This is a genomic window from Parasutterella muris (assembly GCF_943193095.1).
GTDB lineage: Bacteria > Pseudomonadota > Gammaproteobacteria > Burkholderiales > Burkholderiaceae_F > Parasutterella > Parasutterella muris.
This window is the reverse complement of the sequence record NZ_CALPCV010000018.1, coordinates 26,994-47,071: the sequence shown is the minus strand read 5'-3', so window position 1 is coordinate 47,071 and position 20,078 is coordinate 26,994. Positions and strand designations below refer to the sequence as shown.

Annotated in this window: 15 protein-coding genes and 3 tRNA genes; 17 read left to right on the top strand and 1 reads right to left on the bottom strand. The window is 51.2% G+C overall.

Features of this window, described 5'->3' with window-relative positions:
* The first annotated feature begins 116 nt into the window (after positions 1–116).
* The 17 genes from NFR90_RS07785 (at position 117) to rpsJ (ending at position 18,659) form a co-directional block, all read left to right on the top strand.
* Positions 117–190: transfer RNA gene (locus NFR90_RS07785), tRNA-Gly, on the top strand.
* Between the two features lie 3 nt (positions 191–193).
* Positions 194–268, top strand: a tRNA-Thr gene (locus NFR90_RS07780).
* 44 nt (positions 269–312) lie between these two features.
* Complete coding sequence (gene tuf, locus NFR90_RS07775; RefSeq protein WP_160335496.1) at positions 313–1,503, top strand: elongation factor Tu; 1,191 nt, start codon at positions 313–315, stop codon at positions 1,501–1,503.
* A 34-nt stretch (positions 1,504–1,537) separates the two neighbouring features.
* Positions 1,538–1,613: transfer RNA gene (locus NFR90_RS07770), tRNA-Trp, on the top strand.
* Between the two features lie 52 nt (positions 1,614–1,665).
* Positions 1,666–2,049, top strand: a complete 384-nt coding sequence (secE, locus tag NFR90_RS07765; protein ID WP_160335487.1) for a preprotein translocase subunit SecE — start codon at positions 1,666–1,668, stop codon at positions 2,047–2,049.
* 11 nt (positions 2,050–2,060) lie between these two features.
* Positions 2,061–2,600: a transcription termination/antitermination protein NusG gene (gene nusG / locus NFR90_RS07760; protein WP_160335488.1), complete on the top strand. Its 540-nt coding sequence runs from the start codon at positions 2,061–2,063 to the stop codon at positions 2,598–2,600.
* Between the two features lie 98 nt (positions 2,601–2,698).
* On the top strand, positions 2,699–3,133 hold the full coding sequence (gene rplK / locus NFR90_RS07755; RefSeq protein WP_066594862.1) for a 50S ribosomal protein L11: 435 nt from the start codon (positions 2,699–2,701) through the stop codon (positions 3,131–3,133).
* Positions 3,133–3,822 (top strand): 50S ribosomal protein L1, encoded by a 690-nt coding sequence (gene rplA, locus NFR90_RS07750; RefSeq protein ID WP_160335489.1) that lies wholly within the window; start codon positions 3,133–3,135, stop codon positions 3,820–3,822. The genes rplK and rplA overlap by 1 nt, the downstream gene beginning before the upstream one ends.
* A gap of 261 nt (positions 3,823–4,083) precedes the next feature.
* The gene (rplJ, locus tag NFR90_RS07745; RefSeq protein ID WP_160335490.1) at positions 4,084–4,617 is read left to right on the top strand and encodes a 50S ribosomal protein L10; all 534 of its coding nucleotides are present in this window, start codon (positions 4,084–4,086) and stop codon (positions 4,615–4,617) included.
* Positions 4,618–4,668: 51 nt separating this feature from the next.
* A complete protein-coding gene (rplL, locus tag NFR90_RS07740; protein WP_160335491.1) occupies positions 4,669–5,046 on the top strand; it encodes a 50S ribosomal protein L7/L12 in 378 nt (125 codons plus the stop codon).
* A 223-nt stretch (positions 5,047–5,269) separates the two neighbouring features.
* The gene (gene rpoB / locus NFR90_RS07735; RefSeq protein ID WP_160335492.1) at positions 5,270–9,403 is read left to right on the top strand and encodes a DNA-directed RNA polymerase subunit beta; all 4,134 of its coding nucleotides are present in this window, start codon (positions 5,270–5,272) and stop codon (positions 9,401–9,403) included.
* Positions 9,403–13,635, top strand: coding sequence for a DNA-directed RNA polymerase subunit beta' (rpoC, locus tag NFR90_RS07730; protein ID WP_160335534.1), 4,233 nt, complete (start codon positions 9,403–9,405; stop codon positions 13,633–13,635). Before rpoB ends, rpoC begins: the two co-directional genes overlap by 1 nt.
* Before the next feature lie 298 nt (positions 13,636–13,933).
* On the top strand, positions 13,934–14,311 hold the full coding sequence (gene rpsL, locus NFR90_RS07725; protein ID WP_160335493.1) for a 30S ribosomal protein S12: 378 nt from the start codon (positions 13,934–13,936) through the stop codon (positions 14,309–14,311).
* Positions 14,312–14,420: 109 nt separating this feature from the next.
* A complete protein-coding gene (gene rpsG / locus NFR90_RS07720) occupies positions 14,421–14,894 on the top strand; it encodes a 30S ribosomal protein S7 (protein ID WP_160335494.1) in 474 nt (157 codons plus the stop codon).
* A 56-nt stretch (positions 14,895–14,950) separates the two neighbouring features.
* Positions 14,951–17,053, top strand: a complete 2,103-nt coding sequence (fusA, locus tag NFR90_RS07715; RefSeq protein WP_160335495.1) for an elongation factor G — start codon at positions 14,951–14,953, stop codon at positions 17,051–17,053.
* A 40-nt stretch (positions 17,054–17,093) separates the two neighbouring features.
* Positions 17,094–18,284 carry an elongation factor Tu gene (gene tuf, locus NFR90_RS07710; protein WP_160335496.1) on the top strand — a complete coding sequence of 397 codons (1,191 nt, stop codon included), beginning with the start codon at positions 17,094–17,096 and terminating at the stop codon, positions 18,282–18,284.
* A 63-nt stretch (positions 18,285–18,347) separates the two neighbouring features.
* Complete coding sequence (gene rpsJ, locus NFR90_RS07705; protein WP_160335497.1) at positions 18,348–18,659, top strand: 30S ribosomal protein S10; 312 nt, start codon at positions 18,348–18,350, stop codon at positions 18,657–18,659.
* A 59-nt stretch (positions 18,660–18,718) separates the two neighbouring features.
* On the opposite strand, the gene NFR90_RS07700 is transcribed toward rpsJ, so the two are convergent.
* On the bottom strand, positions 18,719–19,792 hold the full coding sequence (locus NFR90_RS07700; protein WP_160335498.1) for an FAD:protein FMN transferase: 1,074 nt from the start codon (positions 19,790–19,792) through the stop codon (positions 18,719–18,721).
* Positions 19,793–20,078 lie beyond the last annotated feature (286 nt).

Genomic DNA, 20,078 nt, shown 5'->3' with positions numbered 1-20,078 from the left:
CCGAGTGGCTAAAGGGGGCAGACTGTAAATCTGTTGGCTTACGCCTACGATGGTTCGAATCCATCCCCCTCCACCAAGATTTCCAAAGAAAGTGTTCAGTTGAACATTTGCTTTGAGCGGGTGTAGCTCAATGGTAGAGCAGAAGCCTTCCAAGCTTACGACGAGGGTTCGATTCCCTTCACCCGCTCCAATCGCCCATGTGGCTCAGTGGTAGAGCACTCCCTTGGTAAGGGAGAGGTCACGCGTTCGATCCGCGTCATGGGCACCAGTTATTTAATAGTCTGACAGAGTCAGGCGCTTCAGGAGCTACACATGGCAAAGGGTAAGTACGAAAGAACAAAGCCCCACGTGAACGTGGGTACCATCGGTCACGTTGACCATGGCAAAACAACTCTGACGGCTGCTATCACAACCGTTCTTTCCAACAAGTTCGGCGGCGAAGCCAAAGCCTACGATCAGATTGATGCTGCTCCTGAAGAAAAAGCACGCGGCATCACGATCAACACCGCTCACGTTGAATACGAAACTGAAAAGCGTCACTACGCTCACGTTGACTGCCCGGGACACGCTGACTACGTTAAGAACATGATTACCGGTGCTGCCCAGATGGACGGCGCTATTCTGGTTGTTTCCGCTTCTGACGGCCCGATGCCGCAGACTCGTGAACACATCCTTCTTGCTCGTCAGGTTGGTGTTCCCTACATCATCGTTTACCTCAACAAGTGCGACCTCGTCGAAGACGAAGAACTGCTTGAACTGGTTGAAATGGAAGTTCGCGAACTTCTGAGCAACTACGACTTCCCCGGCGATGACATTCCTATCATCAAGGGTTCTGCCCGTATGGCTCTCGAAGGCGACAAAGGCCCGATGGGTGAAGAATCCATCCTGAAGCTTGCCGACACACTCGACTCTTACATTCCGACACCGGAGCGCGCTATTGATCAGCCGTTCCTTATGCCGGTTGAAGACGTGTTCTCGATTTCCGGCCGCGGTACAGTTGTGACCGGTCGTGTCGAACGCGGTGTCATCAAAGTTGGTGATGAAGTTGAAATCGTCGGTATTCGTCCGACACAGAAGACCACCTGCACAGGCGTTGAAATGTTCCGCAAACTGCTGGATCAGGGCGAAGCCGGTGACAACGTTGGTATCCTTCTTCGCGGTACAAAGCGTGAAGACGTTGAACGCGGTCAGGTTCTTGCTAAACCGGGCACCATCACACCGCACACAGAATTCCAGGCAGAAGTTTACGTTCTGACTAAGGAAGAAGGCGGTCGTCACACACCGTTCTTCAAAGGCTATCGTCCGCAGTTCTACTTCCGTACAACTGACGTTACCGGCACAATTCAGCTGCCTGAAGGCGTTGAAATGGTTATGCCCGGCGACAACATCCGTATGGACGTTACACTGATCGCCCCGATCGCTATGGAAGAAGGTCTTCGCTTCGCTATCCGTGAAGGCGGCCACACTGTCGGTGCCGGCGTTGTTTCTAAGATCGAAGCCTAATAAGTTTTAAGCTCTCTCGTTTGAGAGAGTCAATAGGGGTATAGCTCAATTGGCAGAGCGACGGTCTCCAAAACCGTAGGTTGAGGGTTCGATTCCTTCTGCCCCTGCCACAATTCAGAACCGCGGTCCTCGGATCGCGGTTTGATTTCACCGGAAATACAGATGAGTACGCAAAAAACAGCACCAGCACCCGAAAGCAAAGGCGGTATCGTTCTGATGACGATCGCCGTTCTTATCGCTTTGAGCGGAGTGTTTGCTTTTGCTCTGTTAGCCGAACAACCGACAGCTGTTCGTGCCGGCATTTTAGTCGGCTGTCTGGCTGTGGGTGTCGTTATTGGATGGTTCAGTGCTCCCGGAAAAGAGTTTGCTGCGTATTGCCGCGCCTCTTATGAAGAGCTGAGAAGAGTTGTTTGGCCGACCAGAAAAGAGACAGTCAATACGACAGGGCTCGTTTGTGCCTTTGTCGTTGTCGTAGCTTTTTTCCTTTTCGTGGTTGACAAGCTGATTGAATTCCTCCTTTACGATGTACTTCTTTCCTTAATCTAACGAGGCAAGTTATGGCAGACGACATGAAGTGGTACGTTATTCACACTTACTCCGGAATGGAGAAAAGTGCTGAATCCGCACTGAGGGAGCGCATTAAGCGCGCCGGCCTTGAAGATTCTTTCGGAGAAATTCTTCTGCCGACTGAAGATGTCGCTGAAGTCCGCAACGGTAAAAAGCGTGTTTCCACACGTCGCATGTACTCCGGCTATATTTTCGTCAACATGATCATGAATGACGAAACATGGCATCTGGTTAAGAATACACCGCGCATCACCGGCTTTTTAGGCGGTAGCGCGAACAGGCCTTCTCCCTTGCCTACTCGTGAAATCGATGTAATCAAGAAGAAGATGGCAGACGGAAATGAAGCTCCGAGACCGAGAGTTGAATTCGAGGTTGGTGAGTCTGTCCGTATTAAGAACGGTCCGTTTACAGAATTTAAAGGAATTATTGAGGACGTTAACTACGATAAGAACCGACTTCGTGTTAAAGTTCTCATCTTTGGTCGTGAGACCCCCGTTGAATTAGCGTTCAACGAAGTAGAAAAAGGTTAATTCTCCTGATCGTTAAGAGTCCGACGATTAGGTTTTTACAGTGGACTTAATTTTTACCTCGGGGAGCTTTTAAAAGCGATTACCCGTAAGGAAAGCAAATGGCAAAGAAAATCGTAGGCTTTATTAAGCTTCAGGTTCCTGCCGGCAAAGCGAATCCTTCGCCTCCTATCGGACCGGCGTTGGGCCAGCGCGGCTTGAACATTATGGAATTCTGCAAAGCGTTCAATGCTAAGACACAGGGTGTTGAACCTGGTCTGCCGATTCCTGTTGTGATCACAGCGTACGCCGATAAGAGCTTCACATTCATCATGAAGACTCCCCCGGCTACTATTCTGATTAAGAAAGCCGCGAAGATTCAGAAGGGTTCTGCACGTCCTCATACTGACAAAGTCGGTAAGATCACACGTGCTCAGGCTGAAGAGATCGCCAAGACAAAGATGCCTGACCTCACAGCAGCCGATATGGACGCCGCCGTTCGCACGATCGCCGGAAGCGCTCGTTCGATGGGTATTACCGTTGAAGGAGTTAAGTAATGGCTATCAGCAAACGTGAAAAAGAAAACAAGAGCAAAGTCGAGGCTCAGAAGTTCTACAGCCTCAACGAAGCGATTGAACTCGTGAAGGCTCTCGCCAACGCTAAGTTTGATGAATCCGTTGACGTTGCTGTTCAGCTTGGTATTGATCCTCGCAAGAGCGACCAGGCTGTCCGTGGTGCGATCGTTATGCCTGCCGGTACAGGCAAGACTGTTCGCGTTGCCGTGTTCGCTCAGGGCGCTGCTGCTGAAGCCGCCAAAGAAGCCGGTGCTGATGTTGTTGGTCTGGAAGACCTGGTTCACCAGGTTAAGGCCGGTGAAATCAACTTCGACATCGTTATCGCCGAACCGTCCGCAATGCGTTTTGTCGGTCAGGTTGGTCAGATCCTCGGCCCGCGCGGTTTAATGCCGAATCCGAAGCTTGGTACTGTTACTCCGAACGTTGCTCAGGCTGTTAAGAACGCCAAAGCAGGTCAGGTTCAGTTCCGTGCCGATAAAGCTGGTATCATCCACGCTCCTGTCGGCCGTGCTTCTTTCGAAGCCGACAAGCTTCTTCAGAACGTCAAAGCGCTGGTTGAAGCCCTCAATAAGGCCAAACCCGCTTCAGCAAAGGGTGTCTACCTTCGCAAGATGTCCGTCAGCTCTACAATGGGCCCCGGCGTCAAGATCGACGTTCAGACATTAGGATAATTTGATCGTCTGAATCAGATGATCCGAGGCGAAAGCCTCAAGTAAAGTACTTTGGGTTACGGCCTTCGGGCCGTAGCCGTCAAAGACCGCTGGTGAATGTCACTTCATAATTTCCTTGACTGAGGATCCCAGCGTAGATGGCAACCGAAGAGAGAACAAGCGTTGTGTGCCGTACATCGGCATTTTCCTTGAAACTCTCGGAGTGAGCCGGTTATTAGTAAACCGGTGCTGATAATTCAGCACCTCTGAGTGGAGCAGACCATGAGTCTTAACAGACAAGAAAAGGCTGACATGATCAAAGAGATCGGTGAAATTATCGCCGGTACTCAGGGTCTTGTTATTGCCGAATATCGTGGGCTGACCGTTGATGCAGCTACCAAACTTCGTGCTGAAGCACGTAAGAATGGTGTTGAGTTGCGCGTACTGAAGAATACTTTAGTTCGCCGTGCCGTGAAGGAAACTCCGTTCGAAGGATTGTCCGACCAGTTCGCCGGTCCTTTGATGTATGGTTTTTCCGCCGATCCGGTTGCTGCGGCTAAGGTAATCGCCAAGTTTGCCAAAGACAATCCTGCCTTGGTTATTAAGGGCGGCGCAATGCCGAACAGCGTCCTTGACGTTGCCGGTGTTGAGAAGCTCGCTACAATGCCGAGCAGAGAAGAGTTGCTGGCTAAACTCATGGCTACAATGAACGAACCTGTCGCCAAGTTTGTCCGTACGCTCAACGAAGTTCCGGCGCGTTTCGTCAGAACTCTTGCTGCTGTGCGCGATGCCAAAGATCAGCAGGCTGCTGCCTGATTTAGTTAAATTAGTTTAAATTTTACGTACACAACGTATTGGAGTAACAAAATGGCTTTGTCCAAAGAAGAAATCCTTGACGCAATCGCGTCCATGTCCGTCCTTGAAGTTTCCGAACTCATCAAAATGATGGAAGAAAAGTTCGGTGTTTCCGCTGCCGCTGCTGCTGTTGCTGTTGCCGCCCCCGGTGCTGCCGCTGCTGCTCCTGCTGAAGAAAAATCCGAATTCGACGTCGTTCTGACTGAAATCGGCGCTAACAAAGTCCAGGTTATTAAGGCTGTTCGTGAACTGACCGGCCTCGGCCTGAAGGAAGCCAAAGACCTCGTCGACGGCGCTCCGAAGACTGTTAAGGAAGGCCTTGCCAAGACTGACGCTGAAGAAGCTAAGAAGAAACTCGAAGCTGCCGGCGCTAAAGTTGACTTGAAGTAATTTTTTAGGTATACTGCAAGGCTCCAAAATTTTTGGAGCCTTGTTTTTCAATGGAAACTCTGAGTGGATCTACTTAGGTCTAGTCAAAGTCTTCAATGGATGCAGTAAATTTGACAATTTGTGTTATGCCGCGCAAGGGCCTCTCATGAGGCCTAGCGTGGCTATTCGTGTCTAATCTGCAACTATTGGAATTTCTTTTGTTTCTCTTCCGAACGGAGTGTTCATGTCGTACTCGTTCACTGAAAAGAAGCGTATTCGGAAAAGCTTTGCGAAGCGTCCGAGCGTACTTGAGGTGCCTTCCTTACTGGAAACGCAATTGCATTCCTATCACGAATTTCTTCAGACCGGTGTCCCGGCTTCTGAGCGTCGTGACCAGGGTTTACAGGGTGCATTTACTTCCATTTTCCCTATTGTCAGCCACAACGGCTTAGCAAGACTTGAATTTCAAGAGTACATTTTAGACGATCCTGTCTTCGATGTCTCGGAATGTCAGCTCCGCGGTCTGAATTATTGTTCTCGCCTGCGCGCCAAAGTTCGTCTTGTTATTTTAGACAGAGACTCTCCTAAACAGAGCACCGTTAAAGAGATTCGCGAATCCGAAGTATACATGGGCGAGATCCCGCTCATGACCAATAAGGGTTCTTTTATTATCAACGGAACTGAGCGCGTTATTGTATCTCAGCTTCACCGTTCTCCGGGCGTATTTTTTGAGCATGACCGCGGCAAGACCCACAGCTCCGGCAAACTGCTCTTCAGCGCCCGCATTATTCCTTACCGCGGCTCCTGGCTTGACTTTGAGTTTGACGCTAAGGACATTCTGCATTTCCGTATTGACCGCCGTCGCAAGATGCCGGGTACGATCATGCTCAAAGCACTGGGCATGACTCCTGAGAGCATCCTTCAGCAGTTCTACGACTTTGATTCCTACAAGCTCAATGCAGACGGCGCTTCCATGGCGCTTGTCCCGGCGCGCTTCCGCGGTGAGATTGCTGCCTTTGATATTAAAGACAAAGACGGCAAAGTTATTGTCCCGAAAGATAAGCGCATCAACGCTAAGCATGTTCGCGACATGGAAAAGCTTGGTATTACCGAACTGAATATTCCTGACGAAATTCTTGTCGGTAAAGTCCTCGCTACGAATCTTTATGATGAAGAAAGCGGCGAAATTGTTGCGAACGCCAACGATGAGATCACTGCCGATCTGCTTGTTCAGATGCGTGAGAAGGGCGTTACGGAATTCCAGACGATTTACGTCAATGAACTGAACCGCGGTCCGTATATCTCCGACACGCTGCGTTTGGACGAAACTCCTGATCAGCTTTCCGCTCGTATCGCGATTTACCGCATGATGCGTCCCGGCGAGCCGCCGACAGAAGAAGCGGTTGAAACGCTCTTCCGTCGTCTGTTCTTTGATCCGGAAACTTATGATCTGTCCCGCGTCGGCCGCATGAAGATCAACTCCCGCTTCAAGAGAGGAACCGAGCAGGGTCCGATGACACTTGAACCGGAAGACATCATCGACACGATGAAGGCGATCGTTCAGCTTCGCAACGGTGAAGGCCAGATCGACGATATTGACCATCTGGGCAACCGTCGTGTCCGCTGTGTCGGCGAACTGACAGAAAACCAGTTCCGTTCCGGTCTCGTTCGTGTTGAACGCGCGGTTCGTGAGCGTCTCGGCCAGGCCGAAGCTGACAACCTGATGCCTCATGATCTGATCAACAGCAAGCCGATCAGCGCTGCGATTCGTGAGTTCTTTGGCTCTTCTCAGCTGAGCCAGTTCATGGATCAGACGAACCCGCTGTCTGAAATCACGCACAAGCGTCGTATTTCTGCTCTTGGTCCAGGCGGTCTGACTCGCGAAAGAGCGGGCTTTGAAGTTCGAGACGTTCATCCGACTCATTACGGCCGCGTGTGCCCGATTGAGACTCCTGAAGGTCCGAACATCGGTCTGATCAACTCCCTGGCTCTTTACGCCCGTTTGAACGACTACGGCTTCCTTGAGACTCCGTACCGCAAGGTTATCGACGGTCACGTGACCAATGAGATCGCATATCTTTCCGCGATTGACGAAGGCAATTACATTATTGCTCAGGCGAATGCGGCGATCGATAAGGACGGCAATCTTTCCGACGAACTTGTCAGCTGCCGTGACAAGGGCGAATTTGTGCTGATGACGCCTGATCGAGTTCAGTACATGGACGTCGCGCCTGCGCAGATTGTATCCGTTGCTGCGTCTCTGATTCCGTTCCTTGAACACGACGACGCGAACCGTGCGCTGATGGGCTCCAACATGCAGCGTCAGGGCGTTCCCTGTCTGCGTCCGGAAAAACCGGTTGTCGGTACTGGTATTGAGCGTACTGTTGCGGTTGACTCCGGCACTACGATTCAGGCTGAACGCGGCGGTGTTGTTGACTACGTTGACGCCAACCGTATCGTTGTTCGTGTCAATGATGAGGAAGACATCCCCGGCCGAGTCGGTGTTGATATTTACAACCTGCAGAAGTTCACACGTTCCAACCAGGGCACTAACATCAATCAGCGTCCGATTGTGAACCCCGGCGACCATATCGCCAAGGGTGACGTGATTGCCGACGGCGCTTCTACTGATCTCGGCGAACTTGCCCTTGGTCAGAACATGCTCGTTGCGTTTATGCCTTGGAACGGCTACAACTACGAAGACTCTGTGATGGTGAGCGAGAAGGTCGTTGCTGATGACCGTTATTCTTCCATTCACATTGAAGAGCTCGTTGTTTCAGCTCGTGACACAAAGCTTGGCAGTGAAGAGATCACACGCGATATTTCGAATCTGAGTGAAAACCAGATTAATCGTCTTGACGAGTCCGGCATTGTTTACATCGGTGCTGAAGTCAAGGCCGGTGACGTTCTGGTTGGTAAAGTGACTCCGAAGGGAGAAACTTCTCTTACTCCGGAAGAAAAGCTGCTCCGTGCGATTTTCGGTGAAAAAGCCAGCGACGTTAAGGATACCTCTTTGCGCGTTCCGAGCGGCATGGTTGGTACTGTTATTGACGTTCAGGTCTTCACCCGCGAAGGTATTGAACGCGATAAACGTGCGCAGTCGATTATTGACGAAGCGCTGAAGCGTTACCGTACCAACCTGAATGACCAGCTCCGTATTGTTGAGCGCGACGCATTTGACCGCTTGGCTCGTCAGCTGATCGGTCACGCTGCCAACGGCGGTCCTAACGGCCTTGGCAAGGGTAAGAAGATTACTCAGGAATATCTGGACGGTGTAAACGTTCACCAGTGGTTTGAAATCCGCATGGCTGACGAGAACCTTCAGAAGCAGATCGAAGACGTTCGTATTTCTCTGGAAGACAAGCGCAAAGAATTTGACGCTGCCTTTGAAGAAAAACGCAAGAAGCTGACACAGGGCGATGAACTGCCGACAGGCGTTCAGAAGATGGTTAAGGTTTACCTGGCTGTCAAACGTCGTCTGCAGCCCGGCGATAAGATGGCCGGCCGTCATGGTAACAAGGGTGTCGTATCCCGTATTACTCGTGTGGAAGACATGCCGTTCATGGCTGACGGACGTCCCGTTGACATCGTTCTGAACCCGCTGGGTGTTCCGTCTCGTATGAACATCGGTCAGGTTCTTGAAGTTCATCTCGGCTGGGCCGCTTTCGGTCTGGGCTGGAGAATTGAAGAGATGCTTAAGAAGGAGCGCTCCAAGCAGGTTGCAGAGATTCGCGCCTTCCTGAATCAGATCTACAACAAGAGCCACGGCAAGAAAGAAGACTTTGATTCTCTCACTGATGACGAGATCATTGTTCTTGCCAAGAACCTTAAGAAGGGCGTTCCTTTTGCGACTCCGGTTTTCGACGGAGCCAGCGAGGAAGATATTCATGAGATGCTGAATCTTGCCTTCCCGCCGGAAGCCGCTGAGAAGCTTCATCTCACACCTTCCAAGACACAGGCTCAGCTGTTTGACGGCCGCACCGGCGACGCGTTTGACAGACCTGTGACAGTGGGTGTGATGCATTATCTGAAGCTGCACCACTTAGTTGACGACAAGATGCATGCTCGTTCGACCGGTCCTTACTCTCTGGTCACACAGCAGCCTCTGGGCGGTAAAGCTCAGTTCGGCGGTCAGCGTTTTGGTGAAATGGAAGTCTGGGCTCTGGAAGCTTATGGTGCCAGCTATGTACTGCAGGAAATGCTCACGGTTAAGTCTGACGACGTTACCGGCCGTACAAAGCTTTATGAAAATATTGTCAAGGGCGATCACGTGATCGATGCGGGTATGCCGGAGTCCTTCAACGTTCTGGTTAAGGAAATCCGTTCTCTCGGTATTGACATCGACCTCGACCGCAATAAGGAACCTGCTAAAAAATGATGAATTCTCCTTTTAATCTTTTAAAGAAGAACAGCGAAGATGAGCCTTTTGACGCAATCAAGATCGGTATTGCCTCTCCTGAGAAAATCCGATCTTGGTCATACGGCGAAGTAAAGAAACCGGAAACGATTAACTATCGTACGTTCAAGCCTGAGCGTGACGGTCTTTTCTGCGCCAAGATCTTCGGACCGGTTAAGGATTATGAATGTCTTTGCGGCAAATACAAACGTCTGAAACATCAGGGCGTTGTCTGCGAGAAGTGCGGTGTTGAAGTCACACTTTCCAAAGTCCGCCGTGAAAGAATGGGACACATTGAGCTTGCCAGCCCGGTCGCTCACATTTGGTTCCTCAAGAGCCTTCCCTCCAGAATGGGTATGGTTCTTGACATCCCGCTCCGTGACATTGAGCGTGTTCTGTATTTTGAAGCCTACATCGTTGTCGACCCCGGCATGACAGAGCTTCGCCGCGGTCAGCTGATGACTGAGGACGATTACTTTGCCAAGACAGAGGAATACGGCGACGAATTCAAGGCGATGATGGGCGCAGAAGCGATTCGTGAGCTTCTCGCATCCATCGATATTGATCAGGAAGTTAACGACCTGAGAACCGAGCTCAAGGAAACAACGAGTGACGCCAAAGTTAAGAAGATTGCCAAGCGTCTGAAAGTTCTTGAGGGCTTCCAGCGCTCCGGCATTAAACCGGAATGGATGGTTATGGAAGTTCTTCCTGTCCTTCCGCCGGATCTTCGTCCGTTGGTTCCGCTTGACGGCGGCCGCTTTGCGACCAGTGACCTGAACGATCTGTATCGCCGCGTCATTAACCGCAACAACCGTCTGAAACGTCTTCTTGAGCTGAAAGCTCCGGACATCATTGTCCGCAATGAAAAGCGTATGCTTCAGGAAGCGGTTGACTCGCTGCTTGACAACGGCCGCCGCGGCAAGGCCATGACCGGTCCGTCGAAGCGTCCTCTGAAGTCCCTTGCTGACATGATCAAGGGTAAGGGCGGCCGCTTCCGTCAGAACCTGCTCGGTAAGCGTGTTGACTACTCCGGCCGTTCTGTTATTACAGTTGGCCCGTACCTCAAGCTTCATCAGTGCGGTCTGCCGAAGCTGATGGCTCTTGAGCTGTTCAAGCCGTTTATTTTCAACAAGCTTGAGCTTCGCGGTCTTGCGACAACCATTAAGGCTGCCAAGAAGATGGTCGAGAACCAGGAACCGGTTGTTTGGGACATCCTGGAAGAAGTGATTTACGAGCATCCGGTCATGCTGAACCGCGCTCCGACACTTCACAGACTCGGTATTCAGGCGTTTGAACCGCTTCTGATTGAAGGCAAAGCGATTCAGCTCCATCCGCTCGTCTGCGCGGCGTTCAACGCCGACTTCGACGGTGACCAGATGGCTGTTCACGTACCGCTTTCTCTGGAAGCCCAGCTTGAAGCCCGTTCTCTGATGCTTGCCTCGAACAACGTTCTGTTCCCGGCGAACGGCGATCCTTCGATCGTTCCGTCTCAGGACATCGTGCTTGGTTTGTACTACTCCACCCGTGAACGTATCAACGGCAAGGGCGAGGGTATGTTCTTTGCCGACATCGGCGAAGTTGAACGCGCGATTGCCAACAAAGCGATCGAGCTTCAGACTCGCTGCACGGTTCGTGTGAAAGAGTTTGACGTCGACAAAGAGACCGGCGAGAAGACACCGCGCATAGTTCGTTACGAAACAACAGTCGGCCGTGCGCTTCTTTCGGAAATTCTTCCTCCGGGACTTCCATTCAGCGTTCTGAACAAGACACTGAAGAAGAAAGAGATTGCCAAGCTGATCAATATGGCTTTCCGCCGCTGCGGCCTGCGCGAAACGGTTATTTTCGCCGACAAGCTGATGCAGCGCGGTTATCACCTTGCTACCATCGGCGGTCTTTCCATCGCTATTGACGACATGATTGTTCCTGAAGCGAAGGAAAAGATTGTGCATGAAGCCGAGCAGGAAGTTAAAGAGATCGATGCTCAGTACACTTCCGGTTTGGTGACTGCCGGTGAACGCTACAACAAGGTGGTTGATATTTGGGGCCGCACAAGTGATAAGGTCGGTAAGGTAATGATGGAAGAAATTTCCAAGGAGCCTGTTATCGATCGTCATGGCAACAAAGTTGAGCAGGAATCGTTCAACTCCATTTACATGATGGCTGACTCCGGTGCCCGAGGCTCCGCTGCGCAGATTCGTCAGCTTGCCGGTATGCGCGGCCTGATGGCCAAGCCGGACGGCTCCATTATTGAAACGCCTATTACCGCGAACTTCCGTGAAGGTTTGAACGTTCTGCAGTACTTCGTGTCTACCCACGGAGCACGTAAAGGTCTGGCCGATACGGCTTTGAAGACAGCGAACTCCGGTTACCTGACTCGTCGTCTGGTTGACGTGACACAGGATCTGGTGGTCACAGAAGACGACTGCGGCACACACCGCGGTGTTCTGATGAAGGCTCTGGTTGAAGGCGGCGACGTTGCTGAAGCTCTGGGCGATCGTGTTCTTGGCCGTGTTACAGCTGAAGACGTTCTCGATCCGGATACTCATGAAGTTATTTTTGAAGCCGGCCATCTGATCAATGAAGACGATGTCGAACAGATCACGAAGCTCGGTATTGATGAAATGATGGTTCGCACCCCGCTTACCTGTGAAACCCGTTACGGTCTGTGCGCGAAGTGCTACGGACGTGATCTCGGCAGAGGTACACTGGTTAACGCCGGTGAAGCAGTCGGTGTTATCGCTGCTCAGTCCATTGGTGAGCCGGGTACTCAGCTGACAATGCGTACATTCCACATCGGTGGTGCTGCGAGCCGAAACGCTGTTGCGAGCAACGTCGTGACGAAGTCTGCCGGTACAGTCCGCTTCACAAGCGCGATGCGTTATGTGACGGGTGAGAAGGGCAACAAGGTTGTTATTTCCCGCTCCGGCGAAATCGTTATCGAAGGTCAGAACGGCCGTGAACGTGAACGCCATAAGATTCCTTACGGCGCGAACCTGCTCGCCAATGACGGACAGGAAGTTCAGGTCGGTATTGAGCTTGCCAACTGGGATCCGATGACTCGTCCGATCGTTACCGAATACGCCGGCCGTGTCCGCTTTGCCAACGCGATTGACAACGTCACAGTTAAGAGCCAGATCGATGAAGTGACGGGCTTGAGCTCTCTTGTCGTTATCGACGGCAAGCACTCTGCCTCGAGCAAGATCGGTCGTCCGATGATTCAGCTTCTTGATGACGAAGGCGAACTCGTTAAGATTCCGGGAACAGAGCATCCGGTGAGCATTCAGCTTCCGGTTGGTGCCCTGATCACGGTTCATGACGGTGACCACGCGAGCGTTGGTGACGTTCTGGCGAGAATTCCGACAGAAAGTCAGAAGACTCGAGACATTACCGGCGGTCTGCCGCGTGTTGCCGAGCTCTTCGAAGCACGTTCTCCGAAGGATGCCGGCGTACTTGCCGAAGCCAGCGGTACTGTTACATTCGGTAAAGAAACCAAAGGTAAACAGCGTCTGATTATTACGGATACGGAAGGCGCCGAACATGAATTCCTGATTCCGAAGGACAAGACAATTCTGGTCCATGACGGTCAGGTGGTTCATAAAGGCGAGGTCATTGTTGACGGTCCGGCCGATCCGCATGACATTCTGCGTCTGAACGGTATTGAGGCTCTGGCCCGCTACGTTGTTGACGAAGTCCAGGCGGTGTATCGTCTGCAGGGTGTGAAGATCAGCGACAAGCACATTGAAGTGATTGTTCGTCAGATGCTTCGCCGTGTTGTGATTACCGATCCGGGCGACACAAGATTCATCAACGGAGAGCAGGTTGAACGCAGCGAAATGCTGGATGAAAACGAAAAAGTTTTGGCCGAAGGCAAACGTCCGGCGCTCTACGACAACATTCTGCTCGGTATTACCAAGGCGAGTTTGTCGACAGACTCCTTCATTTCTGCGGCGTCCTTCCAGGAAACCACACGTGTTCTTACCGAAGCAGCCATCATGGGCAAACGTGATGAGCTTCGCGGCCTGAAGGAAAACGTGATTGTGGGTCGTCTGATTCCTGCCGGTACAGGTCTGGCCTATCACAGAGCCCGTCGCGATCCGGACGTGTTTAAGTACGACAATGAGATCATGACTGACACTGCTTATGTCGGAAATGAGAATCTTGTCGGAGACGCGGTCAAATCCGCAGCGGACGACGTGATTATTCCCAGCAAGTAAACTGAGAAGCACTCGTTAAAAGCCAAGAAGGGCGGCCGAAGGGCCGCCCTTTTTCCTTTGTAGGAAGTTGCAGGAAACACAATTGCTAACTACTTAATCGAACAAGAAAAATTTGACAAAAGATTAGATTTGAGCAATAATGCGGAACTTTTCGGAAATCCGCTCGGATTTCTGCGCTCTTTGAAAGCTCCCTAGAGAGCTCCTCCGCTGCGCAGAGTCCGCGCCAATCTCCCTAAAGTATTTTTGTTAAACCCCACTCGTCAAGAGTGGTTTTCTAATCGTTTCGGATACGGACTTTATGCCGACCATTAACCAATTAGTGCGTAAGCCTCGCGAGAGAGCTATTGAAAAGAGCAAGAGCCCCGCGCTCAAGAACTGCCCCCAGAAACGCGGTGTTTGCACCCGTGTTTACACTACAACTCCGAAGAAACCGAACTCGGCTCTTCGTAAAGTTGCCAAAGTACGTCTTACCAACGGATTTGAAGTCATTTCCTACATTGGAGGTGAAGGTCACAATCTGCAGGAACACAGCGTCGTGTTGATTCGCGGCGGTCGTGTTAAAGACTTGCCGGGCGTTCGCTACCACGTTGTTCGTGGTTCTCTTGATACCCAGGGTGTCAAGGATCGTAAGCAGTCTCGCTCTAAGTATGGCGCAAAGCGCCCCAAACAGGCTTAATACCGGCCCGCACCCGGTGACGGTCTCTTTTTATGACCGAGTAAGTCGCGGTTCACTTATTGACCCGCATTTTTAATTTATTTGACTGAAGACAGAATTGAGGTAAAAAATGCCCCGTCGTCGCGAAGTACCTAAACGTGAAGTACTCCCGGATCCTAAGTTTGGTTCCGTGGAAATCACAAAGTTTGTCAACATGATCATGCTTGACGGCAAGAAAGCCGTCGCAGAACGCATCGTGTATGGCGCTTTGGAAGAAATCCAGACTAAGTCTGGTAAAGATCCTATCGAAGTGTTTACCAACGCTTTGAACAATGTTCGTCCGCTGGTTGAAGTTAAGTCCCGTCGTGTTGGCGGTGCCAATTACCAGGTTCCGGTCGAAGTTCGCCCTGTTCGCCGTATGGCTCTGGCCATGCGCTGGCTGCGTGAAGCCGCCAAGGGCAGAAGTGAAAAATCCATGCCGCTCCGTCTCGCCGGAGAATTACTTGACGCCTCCGAAGGCCGCGGCGGTGCTATGAAGAAACGTGAAGAAGTCCATCGTATGGCTGAAGCCAACAAGGCCTTCTCTCATTTCCGCTTTAACTAATTTCTTAAACAATTGGGAGAGGTGTCAGCCTCTCTCGTTAATATAGGATAGAAAACATGGCTCGCAAAACTCCGATTGAGCGTTATCGCAACATCGGCATTTCCGCGCACATTGACGCGGGTAAAACAACCACCACGGAACGCATTCTGTTCTACACCGGTGTCAATCACAAGATTGGCGAGGTGCATGATGGCGCTGCGACCATGGACTGGATGGAACAGGAGCAGGAGCGCGGTATTACTATTACCTCCGCTGCTACGACTGCCTTCTGGCGCGGCATGGACATGAATCATCCCGAACATCGTATCAACATTATTGATACCCCGGGACACGTTGACTTTACAGTTGAAGTTGAACGCTCTATGCGTGTTCTTGACGGCGCCTGCATGGTTTACTGTGCGGTCGGCGGTGTTCAACCGCAGTCTGAAACTGTTTGGCGTCAGGCCAACAAGTACGGTGTTCCCCGTCTTGCTTTCGTAAACAAGATGGACCGTACCGGCGCTAACTTCTACAAGGTCTATGACCAGATGAAGTCCCGCCTGAAGGCCAACCCTGTGCCTATCGTTATTCCTATCGGCGCTGAAGATACATTTAAAGGCGTTATTGACCTGGCCAAGATGAAAGCGATCATCTGGGACGAAGCTTCCCAGGGTATGAAGTTCGCATTTGAAGACATTCCTGCTGAACTTCAGGCTGATGCTGAAAAATGGCGCAGCAACATGGTTGAAGCTGCTGCTGAAGCCAATGAAGAGTTGATGGACAAGTACCTTGAAGAAGGCGACCTGTCTGAAGCCGACATTACTAAAGGTCTGCGTCTGCGTACCATCGCCGGTGAAATCCAGCCGATGCTCTGTGGTACCGCGTTTAAGAATAAAGGCGTTCAGCGCATGCTTGACGCCGTGATCGAACTCCTTCCGAGCCCGGTTGACATTCCTCCGGTCGAAGGCGTTGATCCGGATGACGACTCTGTTGTTTCCCGTAAGGCTGATGACAAAGAGCCGTTCTCTGCTCTCGCATTCAAGATCATGACTGACCCGTTCGTTGGTCAGCTGACCTTCCTTCGCGTTTACTCCGGCGTTGTTAACTCCGGCGACACCGTTCTGAACTCTGTTAAGGGCAAGAAAGAACGTATTGGTCGTCTGTTGCAGATGCACGCCAACGAACGTAAAGAAATTAAAGAAGTTCTCGCCGGCGACATCGCTGCTGCAGTTGGTCTGAAAGAAGTTACAACAGGCGACACACTGTGCGATATCGCTAACCCGATCATCCTTGAAAAGATGGAGTTCCCGGAACCTGTTATTTCTCAGGCTGTTGAACCCAAGACCAAGGCTGACCAGGAGAAGATGGGCATTGCGCTTAACCGCCTTGCTCAGGAAGACCCGTCCTTCCGCGTTCGCACTGATGAAGAAAGCGGTCAGACGATTATTTCCGGTATGGGCGAACTTCACCTCGACATTCTCGTTGACCGTATGCGCCGCGAGTTCAATGTTGAAGCCACAGTCGGCAAACCTCAGGTTGCCTACCGTGAAACCATTCGTTCTACAGTTGAAAACGCAGAAGCCAAGTTTGTTAAGCAGTCCGGCGGCCGCGGCCAGTATGGTCACGTTGTTCTGAAGCTTGAGCCGAATCCCGGCAAAGGCTATGAATTCGTCGACGCGATTAAGGGCGGTGTGGTTCCTCGCGAATACATCCCTGCAGTTCAGAAGGGTATTGAAGACACCATGAAGTCCGGTGTTCTTGCCGGATACCCGGTTGTTGACGTTAAAGCCACACTTCATTTCGGTTCTTACCACGAAGTGGACTCTAACGAAAACGCCTTCAAGATGGCCGGTTCTATGGCTTTCAAAGAAGGTATGCGCAATGCCAACCCGGTCCTTCTTGAGCCGATCATGGCTGTTGAAGTTGAAACTCCGGAAGAGAAGATGGGCGACGTTATGGGCGACCTTTCTTCCCGCCGCGGTGTTATTCAGGGTATGGACGATCTGCCCGGCGGAGGCAAAGCTGTTAAGGCTGAAGTTCCGCTGTCCGAGATGTTCGGCTATGCTACACAGCTGCGTTCTCTGACACAGGGCCGCGCCTCCTACACAATGGAATTCAAACATTATGCTGAAGCTCCGAAGAACGTTGCGGAAGCAGTGATTGAAGCTAAGGCAAAGTAATTTTTTAACGCTATTTAAACTTTCTAAGGAATCTTAAAAAATGGCAAAAGGTAAGTACGAGCGTACAAAGCCCCACGTGAACGTGGGTACCATCGGTCACGTTGACCATGGCAAAACAACTCTGACGGCTGCTATCACAACCGTTCTTTCCAACAAGTTCGGCGGCGAAGCCAAAGCCTACGATCAGATTGACGCTGCTCCTGAAGAAAAAGCACGCGGCATCACGATCAACACCGCTCACGTTGAATACGAAACTGAAAAGCGTCATTACGCTCACGTTGACTGCCCGGGGCACGCTGACTACGTTAAGAACATGATTACCGGTGCTGCCCAGATGGACGGCGCTATTCTGGTTGTTTCCGCTTCTGACGGCCCGATGCCGCAGACTCGTGAACACATCCTTCTTGCTCGTCAGGTTGGTGTTCCCTACATCATCGTTTACCTCAACAAGTGCGACCTCGTCGAAGACGAAGAACTGCTTGAACTGGTTGAAATGGAAGTTCGCGAACTTCTGAGCAACTACGACTTCCCCGGCGATGACATTCCTATCATCAAGGGTTCTGCCCGTATGGCTCTCGAAGGCGACAAAGGCCCGATGGGTGAAGAATCCATCCTGAAGCTTGCCGACACACTCGACTCTTACATTCCGACACCGGAACGCGCTATCGATCAGCCGTTCCTTATGCCGGTTGAAGACGTGTTCTCGATTTCCGGCCGCGGTACAGTTGTGACCGGTCGTGTCGAACGCGGTGTCATCAAAGTTGGTGATGAAGTTGAAATCGTCGGTATTCGTCCGACACAGAAGACCACCTGCACAGGCGTTGAGATGTTCCGCAAACTGCTGGATCAGGGCGAAGCCGGTGACAACGTTGGTATTCTTCTTCGCGGTACAAAGCGTGAAGACGTTGAACGCGGCCAGGTTCTTGCTAAACCGGGCACCATCACACCGCACACAGAATTCCAGGCAGAAGTTTACGTTCTGACCAAGGAAGAAGGCGGTCGTCACACACCGTTCTTCAAAGGCTATCGTCCGCAGTTCTACTTCCGTACAACTGACGTTACCGGTACAATTCAGCTGCCTGAAGGCGTTGAAATGGTTATGCCCGGCGACAACATCCGTATGGACGTTACACTGATCGCCCCGATCGCTATGGAAGAAGGTCTTCGCTTCGCTATCCGTGAAGGCGGCCACACTGTCGGTGCCGGCGTTGTTTCTAAGATCGAAGCCTAATTAACACAAACTTGAATCGCGGGCCGAAGACGGCTTCGGCCCCTTGTTCTTTAAAGGATTAAAATGCAAAGCCAACGTATTCGTATTCGCCTCAAGGCATTTGATTACAAACTGATCGATCAGTCTGCTCTTGAGATCGTCGACACTGCCAAGAGAACCGGTGCTATCGTAAGAGGCCCGATTCCCCTGCCGACACGCATTCAGCGTTTCGACATTCTGCGCAGCCCGCACGTCAACAAGACCAGCCGTGACCAGCTTGAAATCAGAACTCATCAGAGACTGATGGACATCATCGACCCGACTGACAAGACAGTCGACGCTCTGATGAAGCTTGACCTGCCGGCAGGCGTGGACGTTGAAATCAAGGTCCAGTAATCGGTTGACTTATTAAGCGAAACCTCCGTAGATTTGGTTCTGCGGAGGTTTTTTCTCGTCTATTGTTTCGTGTCTTTAAAGACGACCGGGCCGCTTTGAGGGATGATTGCCGTTTTAAGCGCTGGGTCAGTGACGCGGACTAGAGATTCAGCACTCTTGGTGATGGCTGCCTTCTTCACCGATTCATCGACGAGCACCGCCGGAAGATCGGGATGCTCCTGAAGGAACTTGACTGCTCCGTCCCACCCCATTACGAACAAGGCGGTGCAAAGCGCATCGGCCTGAGCGGAGTTTTTATCAATGATTGTGACCGAAGAGAGTGTCGCCGGGACCGGTTTTCCTGTTTTCGGGTCGAGGATATGGCTGTACTTCACGCCGTTTTCAACAAAGAATTTCTCGTAGTCGCCGGAGGTCACAATTGAGGTGTCATCAAGCGGCGCGACCGCAAAGAAATTTCCTCTTTCTTTATCCGGGCTCTGCAGGCCTACGTTCCAGGGTTTATTTTCGGCATTGGTTCCGCATCCGATGACATTTCCTCCGAAACTGAGCAGGGCGTCTCTGCATCCGTGGTCCTTGAGAGTTTTCATAACCTTATCGGCAATAAAACCTTTTCCGATGGCTCCGACGGAAATTTGCTGCTGCTTTCCTATTTTTGCGTAGAACTTGCCATTTTCCTGTTTTAATCCGATTTTTTCGTAGCCGACAGCTTTAAGCGCTTTTTCAAGGCTTTGGTTTTTCGGGATATGATGATCGGGCTGATCAACGCTCCAAAGTTTAATAACTGTTCCGATAGTCGGATCGAAAGTGCCGTGGGTTTCTTTAGAGATGATTTTAGAAGCTGAGAGGACTTCGAAGGTATCACGGGAGATTTCAACCCAATGGCCGGCGTTGCTGCCGAGTCGGGAAATATCGCTGTCCTCGTCGTAGGCAGAAAGCAGATGTTCGAGGCGGCGTGTTTCGTCGTTCATCAGGCGATAGCAAGCAGAAGCTTCTTCTTTTGTTTTTGTTTTGAACTGTCCGGTGACGATGGTGCCGACCGCAAAGGTTTCGGTAAAGAAGACTTCAGCAGATGCAGCGGCAGTGCAAGTAAGTGCAAAAGCCGATGCCGCACAGAAAATCAATTTTCTAAACATATTCGTCAAAAAACTCTGAAAGCAGAGTTAAATAAAAAGTCAAACCTAAAGCAACGAATTCTTACATATTAATTGCGGACATAGATTTTAGTCGAATATTGCGCAGGGGAAGGCGGTTAGAGATTGTTTTGAGTAGCGAAAACGGTCTAATGCGCATGCAGGAGGGACAAATTGCGGTGGGGAAAGGCAGCAGAAGCGGGAAGAAAATTTGCAAACAACAGAAATGAAATATTTTGAGGCAAATTAACAATTGATAACTCACGGTTTTAGAAGGAATATTTGCAAA